General features: G+C 68.7%; 10 protein-coding genes and 1 pseudogene. 5 read left to right on the top strand and 6 right to left on the bottom strand.

Annotation, left to right across the window (positions count from 1 at the left end; all coding sequences use genetic code 11):
• Positions 1-166: 166 nt before the first annotated feature.
• A pseudogene (locus C8E96_RS14575) lies at positions 167-484 on the bottom strand (NADH-quinone oxidoreductase subunit G); the annotation flags it as partial.
• 483 nt (positions 485-967) lie between these two features.
• Between C8E96_RS14575 and C8E96_RS14580 the strand changes: the two are divergent.
• Positions 968-1,696 carry a hypothetical protein gene (locus C8E96_RS14580; RefSeq protein WP_091373515.1) on the top strand — a complete coding sequence of 243 codons (729 nt, stop codon included), beginning with the start codon at positions 968-970 and terminating at the stop codon, positions 1,694-1,696.
• Positions 1,697-1,704: 8 nt separating this feature from the next.
• On the opposite strand, the gene C8E96_RS14585 is transcribed toward C8E96_RS14580, so the two are convergent.
• Entirely contained in the window at positions 1,705-4,269 is a 2,565-nt protein-coding gene (locus C8E96_RS14585) for an NACHT domain-containing protein (protein WP_091373519.1), read from the bottom strand.
• Between the two features lie 183 nt (positions 4,270-4,452).
• Between C8E96_RS14585 and C8E96_RS14590 the strand changes: the two genes are divergently transcribed.
• Positions 4,453-13,263 (top strand): SpvB/TcaC N-terminal domain-containing protein, encoded by an 8,811-nt coding sequence (locus C8E96_RS14590; RefSeq protein ID WP_091373522.1) that lies wholly within the window; start codon positions 4,453-4,455, stop codon positions 13,261-13,263.
• A gap of 637 nt (positions 13,264-13,900) precedes the next feature.
• On the opposite strand, the gene C8E96_RS14595 is transcribed toward C8E96_RS14590, so the two are convergent.
• The 4 genes from C8E96_RS14595 to C8E96_RS14610 all read right to left on the bottom strand — a co-directional run bounded on the left by C8E96_RS14595 (position 13,901) and on the right by C8E96_RS14610 (position 17,540).
• The gene (locus C8E96_RS14595) at positions 13,901-14,776 is read right to left on the bottom strand and encodes a hypothetical protein (RefSeq protein ID WP_091373526.1); all 876 of its coding nucleotides are present in this window, start codon (positions 14,774-14,776) and stop codon (positions 13,901-13,903) included.
• The gene (locus tag C8E96_RS14600; RefSeq protein WP_228769826.1) at positions 14,773-15,108 is read right to left on the bottom strand and encodes a PadR family transcriptional regulator; all 336 of its coding nucleotides are present in this window, start codon (positions 15,106-15,108) and stop codon (positions 14,773-14,775) included. Before C8E96_RS14600 ends, C8E96_RS14595 begins: the two co-directional genes overlap by 4 nt.
• 163 nt (positions 15,109-15,271) lie before the next feature.
• A complete protein-coding gene (glpK, locus tag C8E96_RS14605) occupies positions 15,272-16,774 on the bottom strand; it encodes a glycerol kinase GlpK (protein ID WP_091373529.1) in 1,503 nt (500 codons plus the stop codon).
• A 1-nt stretch (position 16,775) separates the two neighbouring features.
• A complete protein-coding gene (locus C8E96_RS14610) occupies positions 16,776-17,540 on the bottom strand; it encodes an IclR family transcriptional regulator (RefSeq protein ID WP_091373532.1) in 765 nt (254 codons plus the stop codon).
• Positions 17,541-17,783: 243 nt separating this feature from the next.
• On the opposite strand from C8E96_RS14610, the gene C8E96_RS14615 reads away from it, so the two are divergent.
• Genes C8E96_RS14615 through C8E96_RS14625 form a run of 3 tightly spaced genes read left to right on the top strand, consistent with a single transcriptional unit; the run spans position 17,784 to position 21,843 of the window.
• Positions 17,784-18,581: an MIP/aquaporin family protein gene (locus C8E96_RS14615; RefSeq protein WP_091373535.1), complete on the top strand. Its 798-nt coding sequence runs from the start codon at positions 17,784-17,786 to the stop codon at positions 18,579-18,581.
• A 30-nt stretch (positions 18,582-18,611) separates the two neighbouring features.
• Positions 18,612-20,132, top strand: a complete 1,521-nt coding sequence (gene glpK / locus C8E96_RS14620) for a glycerol kinase GlpK (protein ID WP_091373540.1) — start codon at positions 18,612-18,614, stop codon at positions 20,130-20,132.
• Between the two features lie 28 nt (positions 20,133-20,160).
• Positions 20,161-21,843, top strand: coding sequence for a glycerol-3-phosphate dehydrogenase/oxidase (locus C8E96_RS14625; protein WP_091373544.1), 1,683 nt, complete (start codon positions 20,161-20,163; stop codon positions 21,841-21,843).
• Positions 21,844-21,914 lie beyond the last annotated feature (71 nt).

Below are 21,914 nucleotides of genomic sequence, written 5' to 3' on the forward strand. Positions count from 1 at the left end.
TCTGGCGAGGCTTCTGAGGGAGGCCCGGGCGTGAGTGTTCCCCGCCGACGTCGGTCACGTTGGAGCCGCAGGCCTCGAAGATCCGCAGCCCGCGTAGGCCGAGCATGGCGACAAGGGCGAACTCGAAGGGGTTGGTGGAGTCGCAGGCGGCCAGTAGCGCCTCGAACTGCCGAAGTTTCAGGCTGACGACGAATCCGGCGGCGGTCAGTGCCCGCTCGGTGAGTGTCGGGTCGGCCAGGTCGAACGGGTCGACACCGCCGACGACGAGACCGTCGAGGCGGCCGTCCGCGGCGGCGGCGAGGATGCCGTCGGTGACGCGGCCGGGGGCGGCGGGCAGCGAGCCGGGCTTGAGGCCCCACGCCTGCTCGACGTCCACACGGGCGGAGATGTCGGTGACCAGGCGGCCACCGGGCAGCAGCGTCGGCACGGCACCGGCGTCGAGCGCGCCGCGCTCACCGGCGCGACGCGGGATCCACGCGACCTGCCCGGCCGCGGCGCCGATCCCTGGGAGGGTGAGTCATCACGCCACGCTTCGCTATGGCCGTGGTGGTCCTTCGTGTCAGGTTTACCCGACCAAGGCAGCATGGCGGGCGTTCCTCCGGCTTCGTGATTGGGGCGCACGTTCATGAGCGAGCAGCACATGGGCGATCACATCGGCCCATGTCTGCTCAGCATGTGACGTGCATCCGCACCTGCGGCGGAGCCCAGCACTGGGGATTCATCGCTACTGTCATGGAGTGGACGTGTGGCTGCGCGAAGACATTTGGCTCTCCGTGGGAGCTGAGCTGCGTGTGCATCGGGACCACGGTCTCGCTCACCTGCTTACCGAGGATTCGGTTCGGTTCGCAGCGGCGCGGGCGTTGGTGGGGGCGGCGAGGATCCCGGGGGACTACGGGTCGAGTGGCCCCACCCGGCTCTCCCAGGGGCTCGTATCGATCTTGTCGCGGGTGGTCGACCACCAGCAGCTTTGATCGAGTTCAAGTTCCCGCGGGAGCCCAATGAACAGAACGCAGCTTGGACGATGGCGCTCGGTGAGGTGCTCAAAGACCTCTACCGGCTTGCTGCCTATCCCGGTGAGGCCGATCGACTGTTCGTTTACGTCGAGTCCACTCGCTTGCGCACATACATGGCTGGTGCAGCCAGGCGATACGGGTTGGACCTCGATGCCGACGAAGTCGCGCTGCGTCCCGCCGACGCGGCGCGTCTGCCGACGACCGCGGCGAAAATCATCGGCGCCGATCTCGCCGCGCACCACGTCGTCGCGCGGCGGACCTCGCTGATCGACATCGATGCGGGCCTTCGGTTGGCCGTCTATCAGGTCGATCCTTTGGGCGCACGGCCCGACCTGATCGCCGGCAGCGTGGCCACCGCGGAGCGGGCTGTACCTGGGGTCGATAGCCCGACAGCGTCGCCTGGGTATTCCAGGAGCGATGCCGACCCCGTATCCGCGAATATCGCCGCGACCGCGCGAGCGCAAGTCCTTGAACGCGACGGCGCCCGGCGCGAAATCTTGGAGGCGTGTTCAGCGAACGGCAGCCTCGAATCGAACGTTGACGCCTGCTTGGGTAAGAGCAGGCCCAAGACGAGCGCTTCCGCGAAACAGGTGTCGCGCAGCAGGGTCACCACGTATCCCCCGGCCGACGTCAGGTCGCTTCGCGGGCAAGCCCATGCACGCGCGGCTGACTGCCAGGCGTAGGCGCCGGTTCACCTCGTCGGCAGGGCGGGCGGGGGAGCTTGTTCGCGCGTCGCAAGTGGACAGTGGTGCGCGAGGTTGTCCTGCAGGGTGGCGTGGCGGAACTGGTACCGCGCTCCGATCGTGCGGAGGATGTGCCGTCGGTGGGCGTCCTCGAGGAAGTGGATGAGCCTGCCGGGGGTGCGATATCTCAGCGTCAGAAAGGCTTGCGCGGCGGCGGCGAGCCACGTTCGGGACAGGACAAGGCCCATGACCGCGCCCAGCGCGATGCCTGCTTCGAGGTTGAATTGCTCGCCGTTCGTGAGGTGGAAGTTGTTTCCGGGGTTGAGGCCGGTGGCGATGCCCGCGACGAGCCCGATGGTGAGCCAGAAGGCGAGGTCCTGTCGCCAGGCCTGGATCGGGTTCACCGGTGAGGTGTCGGCGGTGTGGTCCGCGAATACACCGGTGACCCAGACGGCGACGCTGACGATGAGTGTCGTGGCGGCGAAGGTGAAGAGGACGAATCGGAGGATGTGGGCAGGCCCGTGTTGCGGGTGCAGGAGGAGGAACAGCGGCGTGGCGAAGATGGTGTTCGCGATGCCGAACAGGAGCCCGGCGGTGAGTGCCGCGACGATGCTGCGAGGAGCGCGGAGTTGCCGCCACGTACGGATGTTGAGCGTGCGGGGCATGGCGGTGCCGCCGGGCTGCCCGGTGGCGAGCCAGTACGTGAGGACGAATGCGATGCCGGAGGTCGACAGGCTGGTGACACCCGCCCGTTGGCCGAAGGCGACCCCCTCCAGTACGGCCACGGCGATTCCGGTCGCCAAACCGAGGAGGTGGTGCCACGCGATGCGCATCGGTGTGGTCGCGAGTGTTTCGGGGTGACTGGTCCGCAGGTTGTACGCGAGCGCGTTCGCGATTCCGATAGGCGCGCAGAGGATGAGTGTGTGGATGAGTGCCGTGTGCACCCAGACCAGCGGGTCGGCCGCGAACCTGGTGGCGACCATGCTCATCAGGACGAACGCGAGAAAGCCCGCCAGGGAGCCGAACAGACCGCCGAGGATGATTCGCGCCGTGGCTGGAATCCATCGGGGGAATTGCCACCAGGCGATCTCCCGATCGTTGTTCGACTGTCTGGCGATGACGCTGAGAGTGCGGCGAGCGGAGTCCGGGGTGTGTGGGGGGAGGGGTTGTCCCGGCCGCGGTGTGTAGGCGGCGGTGATGGCGAGGTCGAGGAAGTGCCGGGAGATGGCGTCGCTGGTGGGGAATCGGTCGGGATCGAGCAATTCGGCAACGTCGGCGGGCTTGGCGCGGGGGTAGGTGTCGGGGATCAGGGTGAGGTTGAGCGGGCTGGTGAGCGCCTGCGCCGCGGCGCTGTCGGGGTTCCGGTCGAGCGCGGCGACCAAGCCGTCCCAAGGCGGTGGCGTGGGGTCGGGGAGCCAACGCCGGAGATAGCCGCTGACGTCGCTCTGGGTGAGTGGTCGCAGTTCGATGGCGGCGGCACGGGTGAGGATCGTGGGGTGTCCGGTGGCGGCCCGCAACTCGTTGGTTCGGCTGAGTAGGACGAGTCGGAAGGTGGCTTGGTCGCTGAGAGCTCGCAGCGCGCGGGGACGGGCGGCTTCGGGGAGGTCGTCCAGCCCGTCGAGGATGACCGCGATCCGGCCTTGGGTGAGCAGTAGGCGGGCGTCACGGCGGCTGTGGCGGCCGCGTAGGACCTGGAGTTCGGTGAGTTTGGCGGTGATCCAGTCGGCGGCGGTCATCGTGTCGGGGTTCCAGTCCTGCAGACCGAACAACACGGGAACCGGGACGCGGGCTCGCTCGCGTGGGCCGAGGTCGGCACGGTGCTTGAGGGCGTCGAGGAGCAACAGGATGGCCGCCGACGTCTTGCCGTCGCCGGGGCCGCCGGTGATGATCAGCCGCCCGGAGGCGAGTCCGCCGTAGAGGGTGAGCAGGTCGGCGCGGTCGCCGTGGTCCAGCGCCGCCGGGGTGACCTGGGTGATACCGGGCAAAGCCGGGAAGGACGAGCCGTCGTCGTGGACGGTGCTGGCCTCCTCGACCCGCCCGGTCACCGGCTGATCGCTTCGACGCCACCGGATGGGCAGGTTGACGTGGCCGACCAGGCGCCGCTCTCTGGCGGCGCCGAACCACTGGGTCTGGACGGCGGTGGCCAGGCTGTCGCACAACTGGTCCAGCGGAGCTGGTTCGAACGAGTCGGGCACCGGATCGTCCACGGGTGCCGACACCGGCACGTGCCCGGGACCATCGATGCGTTTCTGCCGGTAGGCGGTGGCGAAGAGCTCTCGGGCGCGTTGGGCGTCATCGCCCCCACCACCGAGCGCTCGGGCCAGTTCGCCTGCCTGGTGTTCATCGGCGGGGAGCCGGTCGCCGCGCAGGATCTGACCGACTCGTTCGGGGGAGGACAGCCCGAGTCGGATTCCGCGCTTGCGGTGATCCTCGGTGTTCAGGATCGCTCGCAGCGACGGCCAGCCGTGGTCCTGGTGGATGTGCTCGTAGAGCTCGAGCAATCGCCGGTGCGGACCTGCCTGCGGCCATCGCTGCCTGCTGATGGGTCGCCCCTGCCCCTTGCGCGTACCCACTCACCCTCCGGCTCGACGTCACCGCGGACCCCGATCCGATGGTAAGGGGCCGGCGGTTCGCCGAAGTTGTTGTCCACCAACTGTCCTGTGTGATGTTGGATCGCCGCAGGTCAGCGGCGGTGGACAGGAGTCGTGGACGCTGCCGGGCGGATGGCGGGCCGCCGCGGGTCTTGGCTTCTCCACATGAGTCTCCGGCTGGATGATCGTGGCCCGGTCCGTTTTCGCCGCACCTGTGTCGTGCTGGCCGTCCTGGTGTCCCTGACTGGGTTCGGGCTGGCGGTGCCGCAGTTGTTCGGCGCGAGTAGCACGGCCGGTGACGCGGGGTCGGCCGTGAAGGCTCCCGAGCACCCCGAGGGCACGGCGTTCAATCCGAACCAGATCAAGGACATCAAGGCCGCTGATCCGGGTGCGAACGTGAACCTGGTCGAGCCGCCGTCGGCGAACAATTCCGGTGACGCACGGTTGTCGTATCCGTTCGAGGTGCCGAAAGGCCGGGCTGATCTGCAGCCGACCTTGGCGGTCGCCTACAGCTCCGCGGGTGCGAACGGCTGGACCGGTGTCGGCTGGGACGTCTCGACTCCGGCGATCACCTTGGAAACCCGGTGGGGTGTGCCCAGGTATCACTCGGGGTTGGAGACCGAGACGTATCTGCTGAACGGCGAGCAGTTGACGCCGGTGGCGCACCGTGGGGAGTTGCAGGCCCGCACTAGCGAGAAGGTGTTCCACACGCGGGTGGAGGGCCAGTTCGATCGGATCGTCCGGCACGGCGACAGCCCGAAGAACTACTGGTGGGAGGTCACCGACAAGTCCGGCACCCGCTCGTTCTACGGCGGCGCGGCCGACGCGACGTTGACCGACGGGGCGGGCAACGTCGGCACGTGGGCGCTGCGTGAGGTGCGCGACCCGCATGACAACTTCCTTCGCTATCACCATGTGAAGGTCGCCGACGGGGGTACGGCGAATTCGGCGGTGCCGGGGAGCAACCTCTACCCGGCCAAGATCACCTACACCGGCAGCGGCGCCACCGAGGGCCGGTACTCGGTCACGTTCATCCGGGACCGGGAGCGGGGTGAGCCGCGACGGGGTGATGTGCAGGTCGACGCCCGGTTGGGGTTCAAGAAGGTGACGGCGGATCTGCTGCGCCGGGTCGAGGTGAAACTGGACAACGAGCTGATCCGGGCGTACGAGCTGAACTACCGCACCGGCGCGTACGCCAAGACGCTGCTCGCGTCCGTCTCGCAGTTCGGCGAGGACAACCAGTTGTTCAACACGCACACGTTCGACTACTTCGACGACGTGCGTGACGCCGAAGGCAACTACAACGCCTTCGCCGCCGCCAAGGAGTGGGCGGTGCCGGACGACGACCTGGGCGTGAACATCCGCGAAGGCGAGGCGTCCGCGATCTCGGCGAGCACGTCCGCCGGCTTCGGCGCGCACCTGTTCGCCGGCTACAACGTGCAGGGGCTGCCGACCAAGGAGGGCTCGGTCGGGCTGAAGGTCGGGTTCAACGCGGGCCAGTCCGACGGTTTGGTGGCGTTGGCGGATGTGAACGGCGACAACCTGCCGGACAAGGTGTTCCGCAAGAACAACGAGGTGTTCTACCGGCCCAATCTGGCCAAACCCGGTGGTGAGCCGAAATTCGGGGACACCCCGGTCAAGCTGGCAGGCCTCCCCGGAATCTCGACCGAGCGCACGCTGTCCGGCACCATCGGTGTCGAGGCCTACGTGCTCACGACGTCGGCCCAGTTGGACTTCGTGGGCACCACGACCACCTCGGACCGGTTCTTCAGTGACGTCAACGGCGACGGCATCACCGACCTGGTGAACAACGGCGGCGTGCTGTTCGGCTACCTCGACGCCAACGGCCAGCCGGCCTACAGCGCGGACTCCGGTCAGACCCCGGCGCCGGTCGGGGGCGGTGCGGTGACCGGCCAGATCGTCGGTGACCAGACCGCGCAGGTCAACCAGCAGGTGGACAACTCGCCGCTGCTGGACTCCGTGCGTCGCTGGGTCGCGCCGTTCAACGGCACGGTGCGGGTCGATGGCCGGGTGCGGTTGACCGAGGACACGTCCCCGGCGCGGGCCGCCTACACCAAGGCCGACGGTGTGCGGGTCACCATTCAGCACAAGGACACCGAACTGTGGGCGCAGCGCATCGGCCCGGAGGACCACATCGAGTTCGCGCCCGCCAATGTGGCGTCGATTCCGGTGACGAAGGGCGAGGCGCTCTACTTCCGCACCCAGTCCATTTTGGACGGCAAGTACGACACGGTGGCGTGGGACCCGCAGATCACCTACACGAATATCGCCGCGGGCGCGGATGTGAACGGGCTGGCGAACACGGTTTTCAAGGCGTCGAGCGACTTCACCTTCGGTGGCAGGCCGTCGCTGGTGACGGTGCCGGTCAACGGCACACTGCGGCTGACCGGTGACGTGGTCAAGAGCAAAGCCACCTCCGATGACGTGACCGTGGAGATCACGAAGGGCAACGGCGTCCACGCCCCCGCGACGGTGTACACCAAGGTCCTGCCCGCCGCGTCGACCGGAACCACCGCGATCGACCTCAGCATCCCGGTCAGCATGTTCGAGAAGATGTCGTGGCGGGTGCGGTCCGACTCGCCGATCGACGCGTCCGCGTTGTCCTGGGTGCCCAAGGCCCACTACACGGCGGCGCCAGGGGTGGAGCGGCTCGTCGACGACGCGGGACAGCCGACCCTGGTGATCAACCCCCCGTTCGACATGGACCTGTACCCGGCGAACACCCTCACCGCTCCGCAGCAGGCCTACAAGGTCACCAAGACCGGTCCGCTGAAGGTGCGGCCGAAGCTGGCCTTCAACTTCGGGCTGTTCGGCGACTCCAAGATCGCGTTCACGGTGAAGAAGCGCGGCGGCCAACTGGTCGGCAAACGGGTGTTCGCGGCCAAGGACACCTACTTCGGCGGTCCGAACCTGGACCTGACGGTGCAGGCCACCGCGGGCGACGAGCTGTTCATCGACTACTCCACGACCGATTCCAGCCTGCTCGGCATGCTCACCGGGCAGTCCGCGTCGGTCACCTACGACGTGTCCTCGTCCTGGCCGACGTTCCACGCCGCGCCCAGTGCCATGCACGGCTCGGTCGCGCAGGGGGCGTTCGCCCAGCCCTATCGCGGCTGGGGTGTCATCGGCTACCAAGGCAACCGTGATCGCGCCACCCAGCCGATCAAGCAGGCCGAACTGACGCTGGACCAGAGCTTCAAGGACGCGCTGCCCAAGGAACCCAAGGAAGCCGACGTCGCACCGTTCGCCGCGAACCCGCGGCTGAGCATGCCCCGACTCGCCGTGTTCGCCCCCGTCCCCGCGAAGGGCGGCTGGGCCGCCCAGGACGAGTCGTCGTGGTTCACCCCCACATTGGCGACCAGTTCCCGCCTTGGCGCGGACACCATCGACGTCGTCACCGACGCCGACGTGGCGGGCGACCGCGCGGTGATGCGGCGCGGTGTCACCGGCCAGGTGTCCGCCACCCTCGCCGCGGGGCCGTTCGGCGGCACCGTGGTCGGCGGCATCACCGCGGGCTCGGTCGACTACCTCGACCTCAACGGCGACCGCTACCCCGATGTCGTCGGCGCCAAGGAAATCCAGTTCTCCGACGCCACCGGTGGACTCGGCGGCGGGCGCGGCACGCTGGGGGGCAACGTTCGCGAGACGGACAACGTCTCCGGCAACGTGTCGTTCTCGGCGGGCAGCGAGTCGGCCACCGTGGCCAGCGCCCTGGGCATGTCCGCCCCCGACGCGGGCACCAGCGCCAACACCTCCACCACCGGCTCGGTCCAGCCCTCACTCGGCATCGGCGGCAGCCTGGGCGGCGGCGAGTCCGACACCCGCCTCGAACTGCTGGACATCAACGGCGACGGGTTGCCGGACAAGGTCTATGGCAACGGCGACGCCCAGCTGAACCTCGGCTACTCCTTCGCGCCCCGCGAACCGTGGTCGCCCGGAGCGATCAACGACGCGTCGAGCCGCAACGTCGGCGTCAACCTCGGGTTCAACGTCGACCGCTACGGCTTCGCGGGCGGTGTGTCCGCCGAGCTCGGCACCTCGTTCACCAACGTGAGCATGATGGACCTCAACGGCGACGGCCTCACCGACCGGGTGTTCACCGACGGCGCCAACGCGATCAAGGTCGCCATCAACACCGGAACCGGCTTCGCCGCCCCCACCCCGTTCCGAGGCAGTTTCTCCGACATCGCCGTCGACAAGAACGCCAGCCTCGGCGCGGGCGTGTACTTCACCGTGGGCCTGCCCACCCCGGTCGGCGTGTTCGTGTTCAACCCCGGCGTCAACGCCTCCATCGGCATCGGCCGCGCGGAGACCAGTCTCCAGGACATCAACGGCGACGGCCTCGCCGACCACGTCAAATCCACCCGCGACAACCAACTCACCGTCGCCACCAACAACTCCGGCCGCACCAACCTCCTGCGCGCCGTGTCCCGCCCCATGGGCGCGAAGATCGACCTCGACTACACCCGCACGGGCAACACCGCCGACATGCCCGACTCCCAGTGGGCCATGTCCCGAGTCGCCGTGTTCGACGGGCTCGCCGGCGACGGTGCGGACACCTCGGTGACCACCTTCAAGTACGAGAACGGCAAGTACGACCGCGCCGAGCGGGACTTCCTCGGCTTCGGCAAAGTCACCACCGAGGTCCGCGACCCGGCGGCGAACGAGGCTCTGTACCGGGCCGTGACCGACGAGTACCGCACCGACGGTCACTACACCAAGGGTCTGCTGACCCGCACGGTGACGACGGATGGGGCGGGCAAGCCGTACAAGGAAACGGTCAACACCTATCAGCTCCGCGATGTCGGCACCGGCGGTGACGCCGCCCCGGCGTCCGGCACGGCGACCGTGGTGCCGTTGTTGACTCGCACGGACACCCGCTGGTTCGAAGGCAACCCGACGGCGCAGAAGTCCACTCACGTGGAGATGTCCTACGACGAGTACGGCAACCTGACCCGATCGTTCGACGCCGCCGACGAAGGCGCCGCCGACGACGTGGAAGCCCACTTCGAGTACACCGCGGCGGACCCGGCATGTCGGGACCGCAACATCATCGGCACGGCACGCGTGGTGTGGGAGAACCGGCAGACCCCGTTCGAGCGTCTACGACATCGAGAGTCCACAGTGGACTGCGCTACGGGCTTGATGACCCAACTGCGGGAGTCCCTCACCGGGGACGTCCGTGCCACGACGGATCTGGAGTACTACCCGGACGGCAACCTGAAGTCGGTGACCGGCCCGGAGAACAAGACCGGCCAGCGGTACAAGCTGGACTACGGCTACGACACCGTCGTCGGTGTCCACATCGAGTCCATTGTGGATAGTTTCGGCTACCGTTCCAGCTCGACCCACAACCTGAAGTACGGGCTGGCGGACCGCACGGTCGATCAGAGCAACCAGCAGGTGCTGCGCTCGTACGACGCGGTCGGTCGGTTGAAGACCGTCACTGGCCCGTACGAGATCGGCAGCGGCCGGGTCACCATCGACATGGAGTACCACCCCGAAGCTGTCGTGCCGTACGCGGTCACCCGGCACGCCGACCGCGCCGCGAGCGGCCTGCGCACCGACACCATCGACACGGTGTCCTTCATGGACGGCCTGAAGCAGGTCGTGCAGACCAAGAAGGACGCCTCCGTCGCGGCCACCCCGGGGGCGACCCCGGCGGCGGTGATGATCGTCTCGGGTCGGACGAAGGTCGACCTCCTGGGTCGGATCGTGGAGATCTATCAGCCGGTGACCGAGGCGAAGGGCTCGGCGAACACCACGTTCAACCCGGCGTTCGACTCGGTCGCGCCGACCCGGGACTCGTTCGATGTGTTGGACCGCAAGACCAAGACGGTGCTGCCGGACGACACGACCACCCAGTTCGCGTTCGGGTTCGGTCTCGACCGCGGCGGGGTGACCCGGTTCGAGAAGGTCGGCACCGACGCAGGAGGCAAGCAGCGTCGCACGTACACCGATGTGCGTGAGTTGACCACGGCGGTGAAGGAGTTCAACCCGTCGGGTGGGCAGCCGGTCGTGTGGACCAGCTACGGCTACAACCCGCTGGGTGAGCTGACCACGGTGACCGACGACAAGAACAACGTCACCCGCGCCGAGTACGACGGGTTCGGCAGGCGGACCGTGATCGACAGCCCGGACAACGGCCGCACCGAGACGCGCTACGACCTGGCGAACAACATCACCGCCAGGATCACCGCGAACCTGCGCGCCGCGGACAAGCAGGTCGAGTTCGACTACGACTACACCCGGCTGAAGGGCCTGAGGTACCCGACATTCCCGGCCAACAACGTGTCCTACACCTACGGCGCCCCGGGCGCGGCGGACAACACCGCCGACCGGATCGCCGAGGTGCGTGACGCGGCGGGCACGGTCACCCGCGGCTACGGCGCGCTGGGTGAGCTCACCCGCGAGACCCGCACGGTGTCCCTGCCCGAGCAGGCCGCCAAGTCGTTCACCACTCGGTGGACCTACGACTCGTTCAACCGGGTGCTGCAACTGACCTACCCGGACAACGAGGTCCTGACCTACGACTATGACAGCGCGGGCCTGATCAACAAGGCCACCGGTGTGAAGAACGGCACCAGCTACCCCTATGTGGCTCGACTGGACTACGACAAGTTCGGACAGCGGCTGCTGCAGGAGACCGGGACCGGCGTCCGCACGACCTACACCTACGACCCGGCCGACCGGCAGCTCGCCACGCTGAAGTCCAAGCTGGCCGACGGAACCAGCTTCCAGGACCTCAGCTACACCCGCGACAAGACCGGCAACATCACCAAGCTGACCAACGCGGCTCCAGCGGGCGCCATCGGCGGCCCGAGCACCCAGACCTTCGGCTACGACGAGCTCTACCGACTCACCTCGGCGAGTGGTGAGTACGTCGGCAGCGACAACAAGCCGAACCGGTACACGCTGGCGATGGGATACGACTCGATCCACAACGCCACGTCGAAGGTGCAGACGCACACCATCGCCGGCAGCCAGTCGCAGTTCACCCTGTCGTCCTACGACCAGGGCAGGCCGCTGGGCCCGATCGAGCCGGTCGAGGACCCGTCGAACCCGACCGAGGTGCAGGACAAGACCAGCTACACCTATCCCTACACCTACGACTCCGGCAAGCCGCACGCGCCGAGCCAGGTGGGGCCGATCACCCATGGGTATGACGCGAACGGCAACCTGACCGACACCGTCAACACCGCGACGGCCCCGGCGAAGCGGCGCCAGTACGTGTGGGACGAGGACAACCGACTCGCCTGCAACGACGACCACGCCACCGCGACAGTCACGCAGGACCCGACCGGGTGCGCGAACGCGACGGTGAAGTACCTGTACGACGCGAAGGGCGACCGGGTCGTCAAGCAGGGCGACGAAACCACGATCTACCCGAACAACAACTACAGCGAACGCGACGGAATCGGGTACAAGCACATCTTCGTCGGCGACAACCGCCTCACCACCAAAACCGTCGACACCAGCGGTGCGGTGGAGTCCGACCAGCACTACTTCCACGCGGACCACATCGGTTCCGCGGGCTACCTCACCGACAGCCAGGGCCGACTCACCGAACACCTCGAATACTTCCCCTTCGGCGAGACCTGGGTCGAAGAACAGGTCGATGGCGCCACCGGCGCACCCGTCCCCTACAAATTCACCGGGAAAGAACAAGACGAGGAAACCGGGCTCAATTACCACGGGGCCCGCTACTACAACCCCAGAACCCAACTCTGGGCCAGTCCTGATCCCGCCCTGCCCGACTATTTCGACAGCGACGCGGGCTCCGGCGGCATCCACGAACCCCGCAACCTCGCCGCCTACACCTACGTCCACAACGACCCACTCGAGCTGGTCGACCCGGACGGCAGACTCGGCATGCCCAAGATGCCGAAGATCAAGATGCCGTCGAAGGAAACCCTGAAGAACGTCGGCCACACCGCGCTGGACGTGGCGGGCATGGTTCCGGTGGTCGGCGAAGCGGCGGACGTGGCCAACGCGGGCTGGTACCTCGCCGAAGGCGACAAGACCAACGCCGCCCTGTCCCTGGCGGGGGCGATCCCGGGCGCGGGCAACGTCGCCACCGCCGCCAAATTGGCCAACAAAGCCGCCAACGCCGCCGACGCCGCCTCCGACACGGCCAAAGCAACCGACAAGGCCGTGGACGCAGGCAAAGCCGCCCCGAATCCCCCGACAAAGGCGGGCGCACCGAAGCCCGACTCCTCGTCTCCGGGCCCGAACACGGCGGCCCAGAGCTGTTCGTTCGCCGGCACCACGCTTGTCCTGATGGCAGACGGTTCACGTAAGCCCATTCAGGACGTCGCGGTTGGGGACATGGTCTTCGCCACCGACCCAGAAACCGGCGCGCAAGAAGCGAGGACGGTAGAGCACGTCTTCGTGCATGACGACACCGTCATCGACCTGCTCGTCGACGGCGAGGTCATCACCACCACCGAAGACCACCCGTTCTGGTCGGTCACGGATCGGAAGTTCGAGCGTGCCGACGAACTCGAGTCCGGTGAGCTGGCCCTTGCCGCTGACGGTCGTGAAGTCACGGTGTCCGGCCTCCAGCAGGACACCGCGCACGAGGCGCCCGCCTACAACCTGTCGGTGGAGGGGATCCATACCTACCACGTCGGCGAGCAGGACCTACTCGTCCACAACACATGCCGGAGACCAACCAAGGCCACCCGGGATGAGGCCGACGCCAATGCCACGGACAGCAACGGCAATATGACGTGCGGGTACTGCGGCCGGCCGATGACGACCAAGGCAGGGTCGCCGAACTCCAGGGAGTTCGATCACCGGACGCCACACTCGCAGGGTGGTGGGCGGGACATCGACAATATCGATGGCATCTGCCGCACGTGCAACCGAGGCAAGGGCCCATTGACACCCGTAGAGTGGTTTGGGACGGGGCGCATGCCTTTGCCGCCACAGTGGCACCGAGGGACGATATGAGTGAGCTGACGCCAGGGCTTGCCTACGAGACCAAGTCTTATGTGTGCACTCATGTGTTCGCCGGCTCCCGGCCGGTGCTCTATGTGACTCGGCCGGACGGCTCCTGGTGTGCCTTGTGCGGAGACAACCACCCAGATGATGCGGCCTACTATCGCGTCGTGGGCCTTGGCCACGTCCTGGACCAGGATCCGACACTGTCGGCAGTCCTCGACCTGCAGCCGGACGAAGAGGCTGAACGGCCTGACGTTGGCGGGCCGTGGACCAGATCGCGTTGCTGACCCGGATCTTTCGCGTGACCAGGAGACTGGAGATCAGCGCATGTAGTTGATCTTTGGTCGTCAGCTCGGAACTGCCGCCGCCGGCGTCGAGGCACTTGGTGCCGTTTCGGATCCTCTACCTTCGCCGCCACCTTTGTCAGGCTGACTTTGCTCCCTTGGACCAGCGGTGGACGCAGTCCTGACCGGGTGACGGGTGGTGGCCCCGCAGCCGAACAGCTGAACGAGCGCGCCGTCGGTCTGGCTGTTGCCGACGACCGTCATGCACTTGCTCAACGACTGCAGCGTGGTGCCCGTCCGCGCCGACACCGGGCGGTCCGACGATCTGGAGGTCCCGCCCGGTGACGGCATCGGGGCGGGCGCTAGTTGACGCTCGCGCGCCGGGGCAGGCGCACCAGCCCGCCGATGGCGACCAGGAACACCAGCGGTGCGCCGAAGAAGATCAGCGTGGAGACCGTGTCGTTGATCGGCCCGTCGTGCACGGCGTGCACGAGCCGCGCGAGCAACATGGTCGCGACCGGCGCCGAGAGCACCAGCGCGGCCCGCCATCCGGTGGCGGACCTGATGCCGGCGGCCAGCACCGCGCCGGCGAACAGGACGGCGAGCGCCGCGTACTCGGTGATCTCGCTCCGGTGGCCGAATACCCCGAGCCCCACGATCACCAGGACCGTCGCGGCCATGGTGAGGATCGCGGGCCTGCCCCTGGCCTTGCGCCCGTCGGACATGGAGAGCGCGAAGGCCGTGACCGCGCTGAGCAGCACCCAGCCCGCTTTATCCGTGAACCACTGCCAGCCCGCGAACGGCAGCTGGAGGATCACGATCAGCCCGGCGGTGGCCACCCAGGCGCCGATCGCGGCCGCCCTGCGTTTCCCTGCCATGGCAAGGATCGCGACCCCGAGCCAGACGAACCACACCGGCGCGTCGGGGAGCTGATCGAACGGCGGCACCGAGCCCGCCTGAACCCACCAGGCCAGCTCGTGCAGGCTCGTGGCCGCACCCGCCAGGACCGCGATCGGGCCGAGCAGGCTGACGATCGCCAGCACGTCGGCCGCGAGCAGACGCCGTACGTGCAACCGGAACGCGCCCCACAGCAGGTCGGCGGTGTCCCGCCGGCCTGGGGATGTCCGGTCACCCGCGTCGGCGATCAGCACGCCGAGCATCTCGTCGCCGTGCTGTTCGCGGTGGTCCCGCGGGTAGAGGCCCAGTAGCCGCCGGTACCGCTTCTCGAGTTCGCTCACGCCGTCCCTCCGATGAGCCGTGCACGCAGACGTGTTTGCGCGACACGGGTAGTGGCCCGCACCCGTTCGATCTCCTCCGCCAGCCTGGCCGCCCCCGGGTCGGTCAGGCGGTAGTACCGCCGGAGCCTGCCGTCGACCACCTCTTCCCGATCGACGGCCACCCACTCGTCCGAGGTCAGCCGGTCGAGCGCGGTGTAGAGGGTGCCCGCCCGCAGCCGCACCCGCCCCCCGGAGATCTGCTCGACATCACGCAGGATCCCGTAGCCATGCCGGGGCTCCTCGGCAAGCGCGGTGAGTATCAGGAACGTGGGTTCCCGCAAAGCGTCGGTCACAGGAACGGTATATACCGATCATCGGCCTATGTGCAAGCCACCCCTTTGGCGTGCACCTGTGCTGCGCCCGACAACCTCGTCGTCCGCATCGAGTGCCGACCGAACGCGATTACTGGCGCTAGCGCGACGCCCGGCGTCGAGCGCTGAACCACCCGGGCGGCGGTCAGGGGCGGCGGGCCCAGCCGTAGCTGAGTTCCGCCGCGCGCCGCCAGTTGTCGTACTCGGCTTCCCGGTAGGCCGGGTCCATGCGGGGCAGCCACTGGGCGGCCAGGTGCCAGTTGCGCCGCAGGCCCTCGAGGTCGGGCCAGTAGCCCGCGCTCAGGCCCGCGGCGTAGGCGGCGCCGAGCGAGACGGTCTCGGAGATCATCGGCCGGTTCACCGGGATGTCGAGGACGTCGGCGATGAACTGCATCAGCAGGTTGTCCGAGGTCATGCCGCCGTCGACGTTGATCGCGGCGGCGTTGACGCCGAGGTCGGCGTTCATCGCGTCGAGCACCTCGCGGGTCTGCCAGGCGGTGGCCTCCAGGACCGCGCGGGCCAGATGCCCCTTGGTGATGTACGAGGTGAGCCCGACGACGATGCCGCGCGCGTCGCTGCGCCAGCGCGGGGCGAACAGGCCGGAGAACGCGGGCACGATGTAGCAGCCGCCGTTGTCCTCGACGGTGCCCGCCAGCGTCTCGATCTCCGGGGCGGTCGCGATCAGGCCGAGGTTGTCGCGGAACCACTGCACCAGCGACCCGGTGACCGCGATCGAACCCTCCAGCGCGTACACCGCGGGCTCACCGGCCAGTTGGTACCCGATCGTGGTCAGCAGGCCGTGGGTGGAGCGCACAGCCGAGTTCCCGGTGTTCATCAACAGGAAGCTGCCCGTGCCGTAGGTGCACTTGGTCTGCCCGCGGGAGAAACACGTCTGCCCGAACAGCGCCGCCTGCTGATCACCGAGCGCCGCCCTGATCGGGATGCCCGGGACGACCCGGCGGGTGACGCCGAAGTCTCCTGTGGACGGACGAATCTCGGGCAGCATCTGCGGGGGAATGCCGAAGAACGCCAACAGGTCCTGGTCCCACGACAGGGTCGCCACGTTCATCAGCAGGGTGCGGCTCGCGTTGGTGACGTCGGTGACGTGGATGCCGCCGTCGGTGCCGCCGGTGAGGTTCCAGATGATCCAGGTCTCCATCGTCCCGAACAGCACCTCGCCGCGGTCGGCCCGCGCCCGCAGCCCCGGCACCGAGTCCAGCAGCCAGCGCAGCCGGGGCGCGGCGAAGTAGGTGGCCAGCGGCAGGCCGCAGCGGTCCCGGATCTCCTCCGCGCCCGGCCGCGTGGCGAGTTCGGCGACGAGTTCCTCGGTGCGGACGTCCTGCCAGACGATCGCCCGGCCGATCGGCACCCCGGTTCGGCGGTCCCAGACCACCGTGGTCTCGCGCTGGTTGGCGATGCCGAGGGCGACGACCTGCTCGGCGGCGATACCCGACTCGCGCAGCGCCTGCGGCACGATCCGGTCGATGTTGCGCCAGATCTCCACGGCGTCCTGCTCGACCCAGCCGGGCTTCGGGAACCACTGCCGGTGTTCCCGCTGCGCCACGGACACCAGCCGGGCCCGCTGGTCGAACAGGATGCACCGGGTGGACGTGGTGCCCTGGTCGATCGCCATCACATACCGCTGCATGTCACCGTTCCACGGCCAGATCGCGCGAGACCGACCGGCTCGCCTCCACAACGGACACCAGCAGGTCCTGCCGCGGCCGCAGGTTGTTGGCGCACAAGCGATCCGCCGGTCCGGAGACCCCGATCGCGCCGACGACCGACCCGCCGGGAAGCCGCAGCGGCGCGGCCAGACTGGCCTCCCCGGGCATGAACTCCCCGACGTCGATCGCCCACCCCTGCGACCGCACGTCAGCCAGCATCCTCGTCAGCGCCGCGGGTTTGACGACCGTGCGGCTGGTCAGCGCGGTCAGGGTTGCGCTCAGCGCCGCGGTCGAGAGGTCGTTGTCCCAGGCCAGCAGCACCTTCCCCCACGCCGTCGCGTGCAGCGGCAGCGTCGCGCCGAAGTCGGAGGTCTGGGCCGTGTCGTCCGGGCGGAACACGTGGTGCACCACCAGCACGGCCCCCTTCGACTCGACGCCGATGCGCACCGCCTCGCCGCTGCGCGCGGCCAGGGAATCCGACCAGTTCATCGCCCGCGCGCGCAGCAGGTTCGGGTCCATCCGACTCGCTCGGGCCCGCGGGCCTCCCGCGGGCAGCTGATACCGGCCACCGGCCTGCTCCTGCTCGACGAAGCCGACGTCCTGCAAGGTGCGGAGGATTCCGTGCACGGTGCCTTTGGCCAAGCCGAGGGCGGCCGCGATCTCGCCCAGCGCGAGCCGTCCCGAACCGCGCTCCAGTAGCCGGAGGATCGCCGCGGCTCGCTCGATCGACTGTATTGGGCCCGGCATCCGGCGAAAATACTCCAAAACAGTTGATTCGACAATGTCGAACGCACCGGCCCTCGCCGGACAACCCTCCGTACAACTGTGAGCTGGGTCATAAGCCTTTCGTGGGGCTTTCGCAGGTCAGGCGGCCGCCGGCCGCCGTTCGACAATGCCGAACGGCGGCTCTGGAGGCTTCGGAAACCGCTTCGTAACGTCCGCTCATCGCGCCGGCCCCGACGCGAAATGGATCGGAGAAAGGAGGAGCCGATGACACTCGGCTCTGTCTTCCTCAGTGAGGTTCTCGGCACCGGCATCCTGCTGCTGCTCGGCGCCGGCGTGGTCGCCAATGTGCTGCTGACCAAGTCGAAAGGGTTCGACGGCGGCTGGCTGCTGATCAACTTAGGGTGGGGACTCGCCGTGATGGCGGGCGTGTTCGTCGCCTACAAGTCGGGCGGACACCTCAACCCCGCGGTCACCCTCGGCGTCCTGTCCAGCGGCGCGGCCGAGTACGCGCCCGGCGTGCCGGTGGGCTTCGCCTCCACCCTGGCGTACGTCGCGGGTCAGCTGGTCGGCGCGTTCCTCGGGGCGTGCACCGCGTACGTCACCTACAAGAAGCACTTCGACGCCGAGCCCGACGAGGGCAAGCGGCTCGGCGTGTTCGCCACCGGGCCGGAAATCCGGGTCTACCAATGGAATCTGCTCACCGAGGTGGTCGGCACCTTCGTCCTGGTGATCGTGATCCTCGCGCTCGGCAAGACGCCGCACGGGCTCGGCCCGGTCGCCGCGGCGCTGCTCGTCGTCGGCATCGGCGCCTCGCTCGGCGGACCCACCGGGTACGCCATCAACCCGGCCCGCGACCTCGGCCCGCGCATCGCCTACGCGCTGCTCCCGGCACACCGCACGGTCTCGGCCGCGGTCACTGTCGGCGCACCGGCGGGAGACCCCGGACCCGAGCGCCCCGCGAGCGGCGCCAAGGACGCGGACTGGGCCTACGCCTGGGTCCCCGTCGTCGGGCCGCTGATCGGCGGCGTCCTGGCGGGCCTCGCCTCCCAGTTCCTGTTCTGACCACCACTCCCCGCAGCGGAAGGAACCTCGATGGCTGACTTCGTCGGAGCGATCGACCAGGGCACGACCAGCACCCGATTCATGGTGTTCGACCACGGCGGCAACGAGATCGCCCGCCACCAGCTCGAACACGAGCAGATCCTGCCGCGCCCCGGCTGGGTCGAGCACAACCCCACCGAGATCTGGGAACGCACCCGCGCGGTCGTCGAGTCCACGCTGAACAAGGCGAACCTGAGCGCGAGCGACCTCGCCGCGGTCGGCGTGACCAACCAGCGCGAGACGACCGTGGTCTGGAACCGCCGCACCGGCAGGCCCTACTGCAACGCGATCGTCTGGCAGGACACCCGTACCGACCGGATCGCCGCCGAACTCGACCGTGACGGGCGCGGCCAGGTCATCCGCCGCAAGGCCGGGCTGCCCCCGGCCACCTACTTCTCCGGCGGAAAGCTCAAGTGGATCCTGGAGAACGTGCCGGGCGTCGTCGAGGACGCCAAGCGCGGCGACGCCATCTTCGGCACCATCGACACCTGGCTGCTGTGGAACCTGACCGGTGGCGTGGACGGAGGCGTACACGTCACCGACCCGACCAACGCCAGCCGCACCATGCTGATGGACCTGGAGACCTGGGACTGGGACGACGAGCTGCTGTCGTTCTTCGGTGTGCCACGGGAAATGCTGCCGTTCATCCTGCCGTCCTCCAATCCGGAGCTCTACGGGGTGACCCGCGCGAACGGCCCGTTCGGCGGCGAGGTGAAGCTCTCCGGCGACCTGGGCGACCAGCAGGCGGCCACCGTCGGACAGGTGTGCTTCCGGCCGGGCGAGGCCAAGAACACCTACGGCACCGGCAACTTCCTGCTCCTCAACACCGGCCACGAACTCGTCCGCTCGGAACACGGCCTGCTCACCACCGTGTGCTACCAGTTCGGCGAGGACAAGCCGGTGTACGCGCTGGAGGGCTCCATCGCGGTGACCGGCTCCGCCGTGCAGTGGCTGCGCGACCAGCTCGGCATCATCTCCGGCGCCGAGCAGAGTGAATCCCTCGCACGCCAAGTGGAGGACAACGGCGGGGTGTACTTCGTGCCCGCGTTCTCCGGTCTGTTCGCGCCCTACTGGCGCTCCGACGCCCGCGGCGCGATCGTCGGCCTGTCCCGGTACTCCACCAACGCGCACATCGCCCGCGCCACGCTGGAATCCATCTGCTACCAGACACGCGACGTCGTGGAGGCCATGCAGGCCGACTCCGGGGTCACCCTCGACGTGCTGCGCGTCGACGGCGGCGTGACGGCCAACGAGCTGTGCATGCAGGTGCAGGCCGACCTGCTCGGCGTGCCCGTGTCGCGCCCGGTGGTGGCGGAGACGACCGCGCTGGGCGCGGCGTACGCGGCGGGCCTCGCGGTCGGCTTCTGGCGCGACACCGCCGAACTCGAGCAGAACTGGCGCGAGGACGTGCGCTGGCAGCCGACCATGGACGAGGAGCAGCGCGAACGTGGCTACACGCGGTGGAAGAAGGCCGTCACCCGGACCCTCGACTGGGTCGACATCGACGACTGACCGGCCCCGCAAAGGAAAAGGAGACACAGTGTCCACACGACTGGACCCGGCATACCGCGCCGCGGCACTGCGCGGCATCGAGGAGACCGAGTTCGACGTGCTCGTCATCGGCGGGGGAGTGGTGGGCGCGGGCGCCGCCCTCGACGCCGCCGCACGCGGCCTGCGCGTCGCGCTGGTCGAGGCCAGGGACTGGGCGGCGGGCACGTCGAGCCGGTCGAGCAAGCTGATCCACGGTGGCCTGCGCTACCTGGAACAGCGCGACTTCAGCCTGGTCCGGGAGGCGCTCAAGGAACGACGCCTGCTGCTCCACCGACTGGCGCCACACCTGGTCCGCCCGGTGCCGTTCCTGTTCCCGCTGACGCGCGGGGTCTTGGAACGCGCCTACGTCGGGGCGGGCGTGCTGCTCTACGACACGATGGGCGGGGCGCGGGCGCTGCCATGGCACAAGCACCTCTCGCGCAAGCAGGCACTGCGGCTGGCGCCGTCACTGAAGCCGGAGGCGCTCAGCGGCGCCATCCGCTACTACGACGCCCAAGTCGACGACGCGCGGCACACCATGATGATCACCCGCACGGCCGCGCGGCACGGAGCGACCGTTCTCAGCCGGGCCAAGGCGATCGGCCTGCTTCGGGATGGTGGGCGGGTCGTCGGCGCCCGGGTGCGCGACGTCGAGTCCGGGCGGGAGCACGAGATCCGCGCCCGACGGGTGATCAGCGCCACCGGCGTGTGGACCGACGAACTGCACGCCATGACCGGCGTCGCCGCGCCGTTCCAGGTGCGCATGTCCAAGGGCATCCACCTGCTGGTGCCCAGGGACCGCATCGACCTGGAGACCGGCCTGATCGCCCCCACCGAGAAGAGTGTCCTGTTCGTCATCCCGTGGGGCAAGCACTGGATCATCGGCACCACCGACACGGAATGGGACCTCGACCGCGACCACCCCGCCGCCAGTCGGTCCGATGTGGACTATCTGCTGGAGCACGTGAACTCCGTGCTGCGGACACCGCTGACCGCCGAGGACGTCGACGGGGTGTACGCCGGGCTCCGGCCGCTGCTGGCGGGGGAGTCCAGCGAAACGGCGAAGCTGTCACGGGAACACGCCGTCGCCGAACCCGTCCCGGGACTGTTCGTGATCGCGGGCGGCAAGTACACCACCTACCGGGTGATGGCGGCCGACGTGGTGAACGCGGCCGTGCGCGGCCTGGGCCGGGCCGTGCCGCCCTCGCTGACCGAGCGGCTGCCGGTCGTCGGCGCCATCGGCTACCACGAGATGTGGGAGGACCGTGCCGCCATCGCCCGGCGCACCGGGCTCGGCGTGTCCACTGTGGAGCATCTGTTGGGCAGGTACGGATCGGCGATCGACGACCTGATCGAGCTCATCGGGCGGGATCCGAGCCTGGCCGAACCGATCCCCGGCGCAGAGGAATACCTGCGGGTCGAAGCCGTGTACGCGGTGACCCACGAGGGTGCTCTGCACCTCGACGACATCCTCACCCGGCGCACCCGCATCTCGATCGAGACGCCGGACCGAGGTCTCGCCGCCGCCGCGGAGATCGCTCGGCTCGTCGCCTCGGACCTCGGATGGGATAGCCAAACCGAACGCGAGGAAGTCCGCCTCTACCACGAAAGGGTGTGCGCCGAACGCGCCGCGCAGGACTCCGTCGACGACCTGACCGCCAACGCGGCCCGCATCGCCGCGCCCGCCTGCTGATCAACGCGCCCCGGGCGGCCATTGGGCGGCTGTCGCGACGTCGGCGGGAGCCGAAGCGCGAAGCTGATCCG

It is taken from the genome of Actinokineospora alba (assembly GCF_004362515.1).
Taxonomy (GTDB): domain Bacteria; phylum Actinomycetota; class Actinomycetes; order Mycobacteriales; family Pseudonocardiaceae; genus Actinokineospora; species Actinokineospora alba.

Excerpts from the sequence above, each read along its gene's own strand:
- C8E96_RS14610 (WP_091373532.1), bottom strand. The coding sequence starts at position 17,540 with ATGCCGGGCCCAATACAGTCGATCGAGCGAGCCGCGGCGATCCTCCGG.
- C8E96_RS14590 (WP_091373522.1), top strand. The coding sequence starts at position 4,453 with ATGAGTCTCCGGCTGGATGATCGTGGCCCGGTCCGTTTTCGCCGCACC.
- glpK (WP_091373529.1), bottom strand. The coding sequence starts at position 16,774 with ATGCAGCGGTATGTGATGGCGATCGACCAGGGCACCACGTCCACCCGG.
- C8E96_RS14615 (WP_091373535.1), top strand. The coding sequence starts at position 17,784 with ATGACACTCGGCTCTGTCTTCCTCAGTGAGGTTCTCGGCACCGGCATC.
- glpK (WP_091373540.1), top strand. The coding sequence starts at position 18,612 with ATGGCTGACTTCGTCGGAGCGATCGACCAGGGCACGACCAGCACCCGA.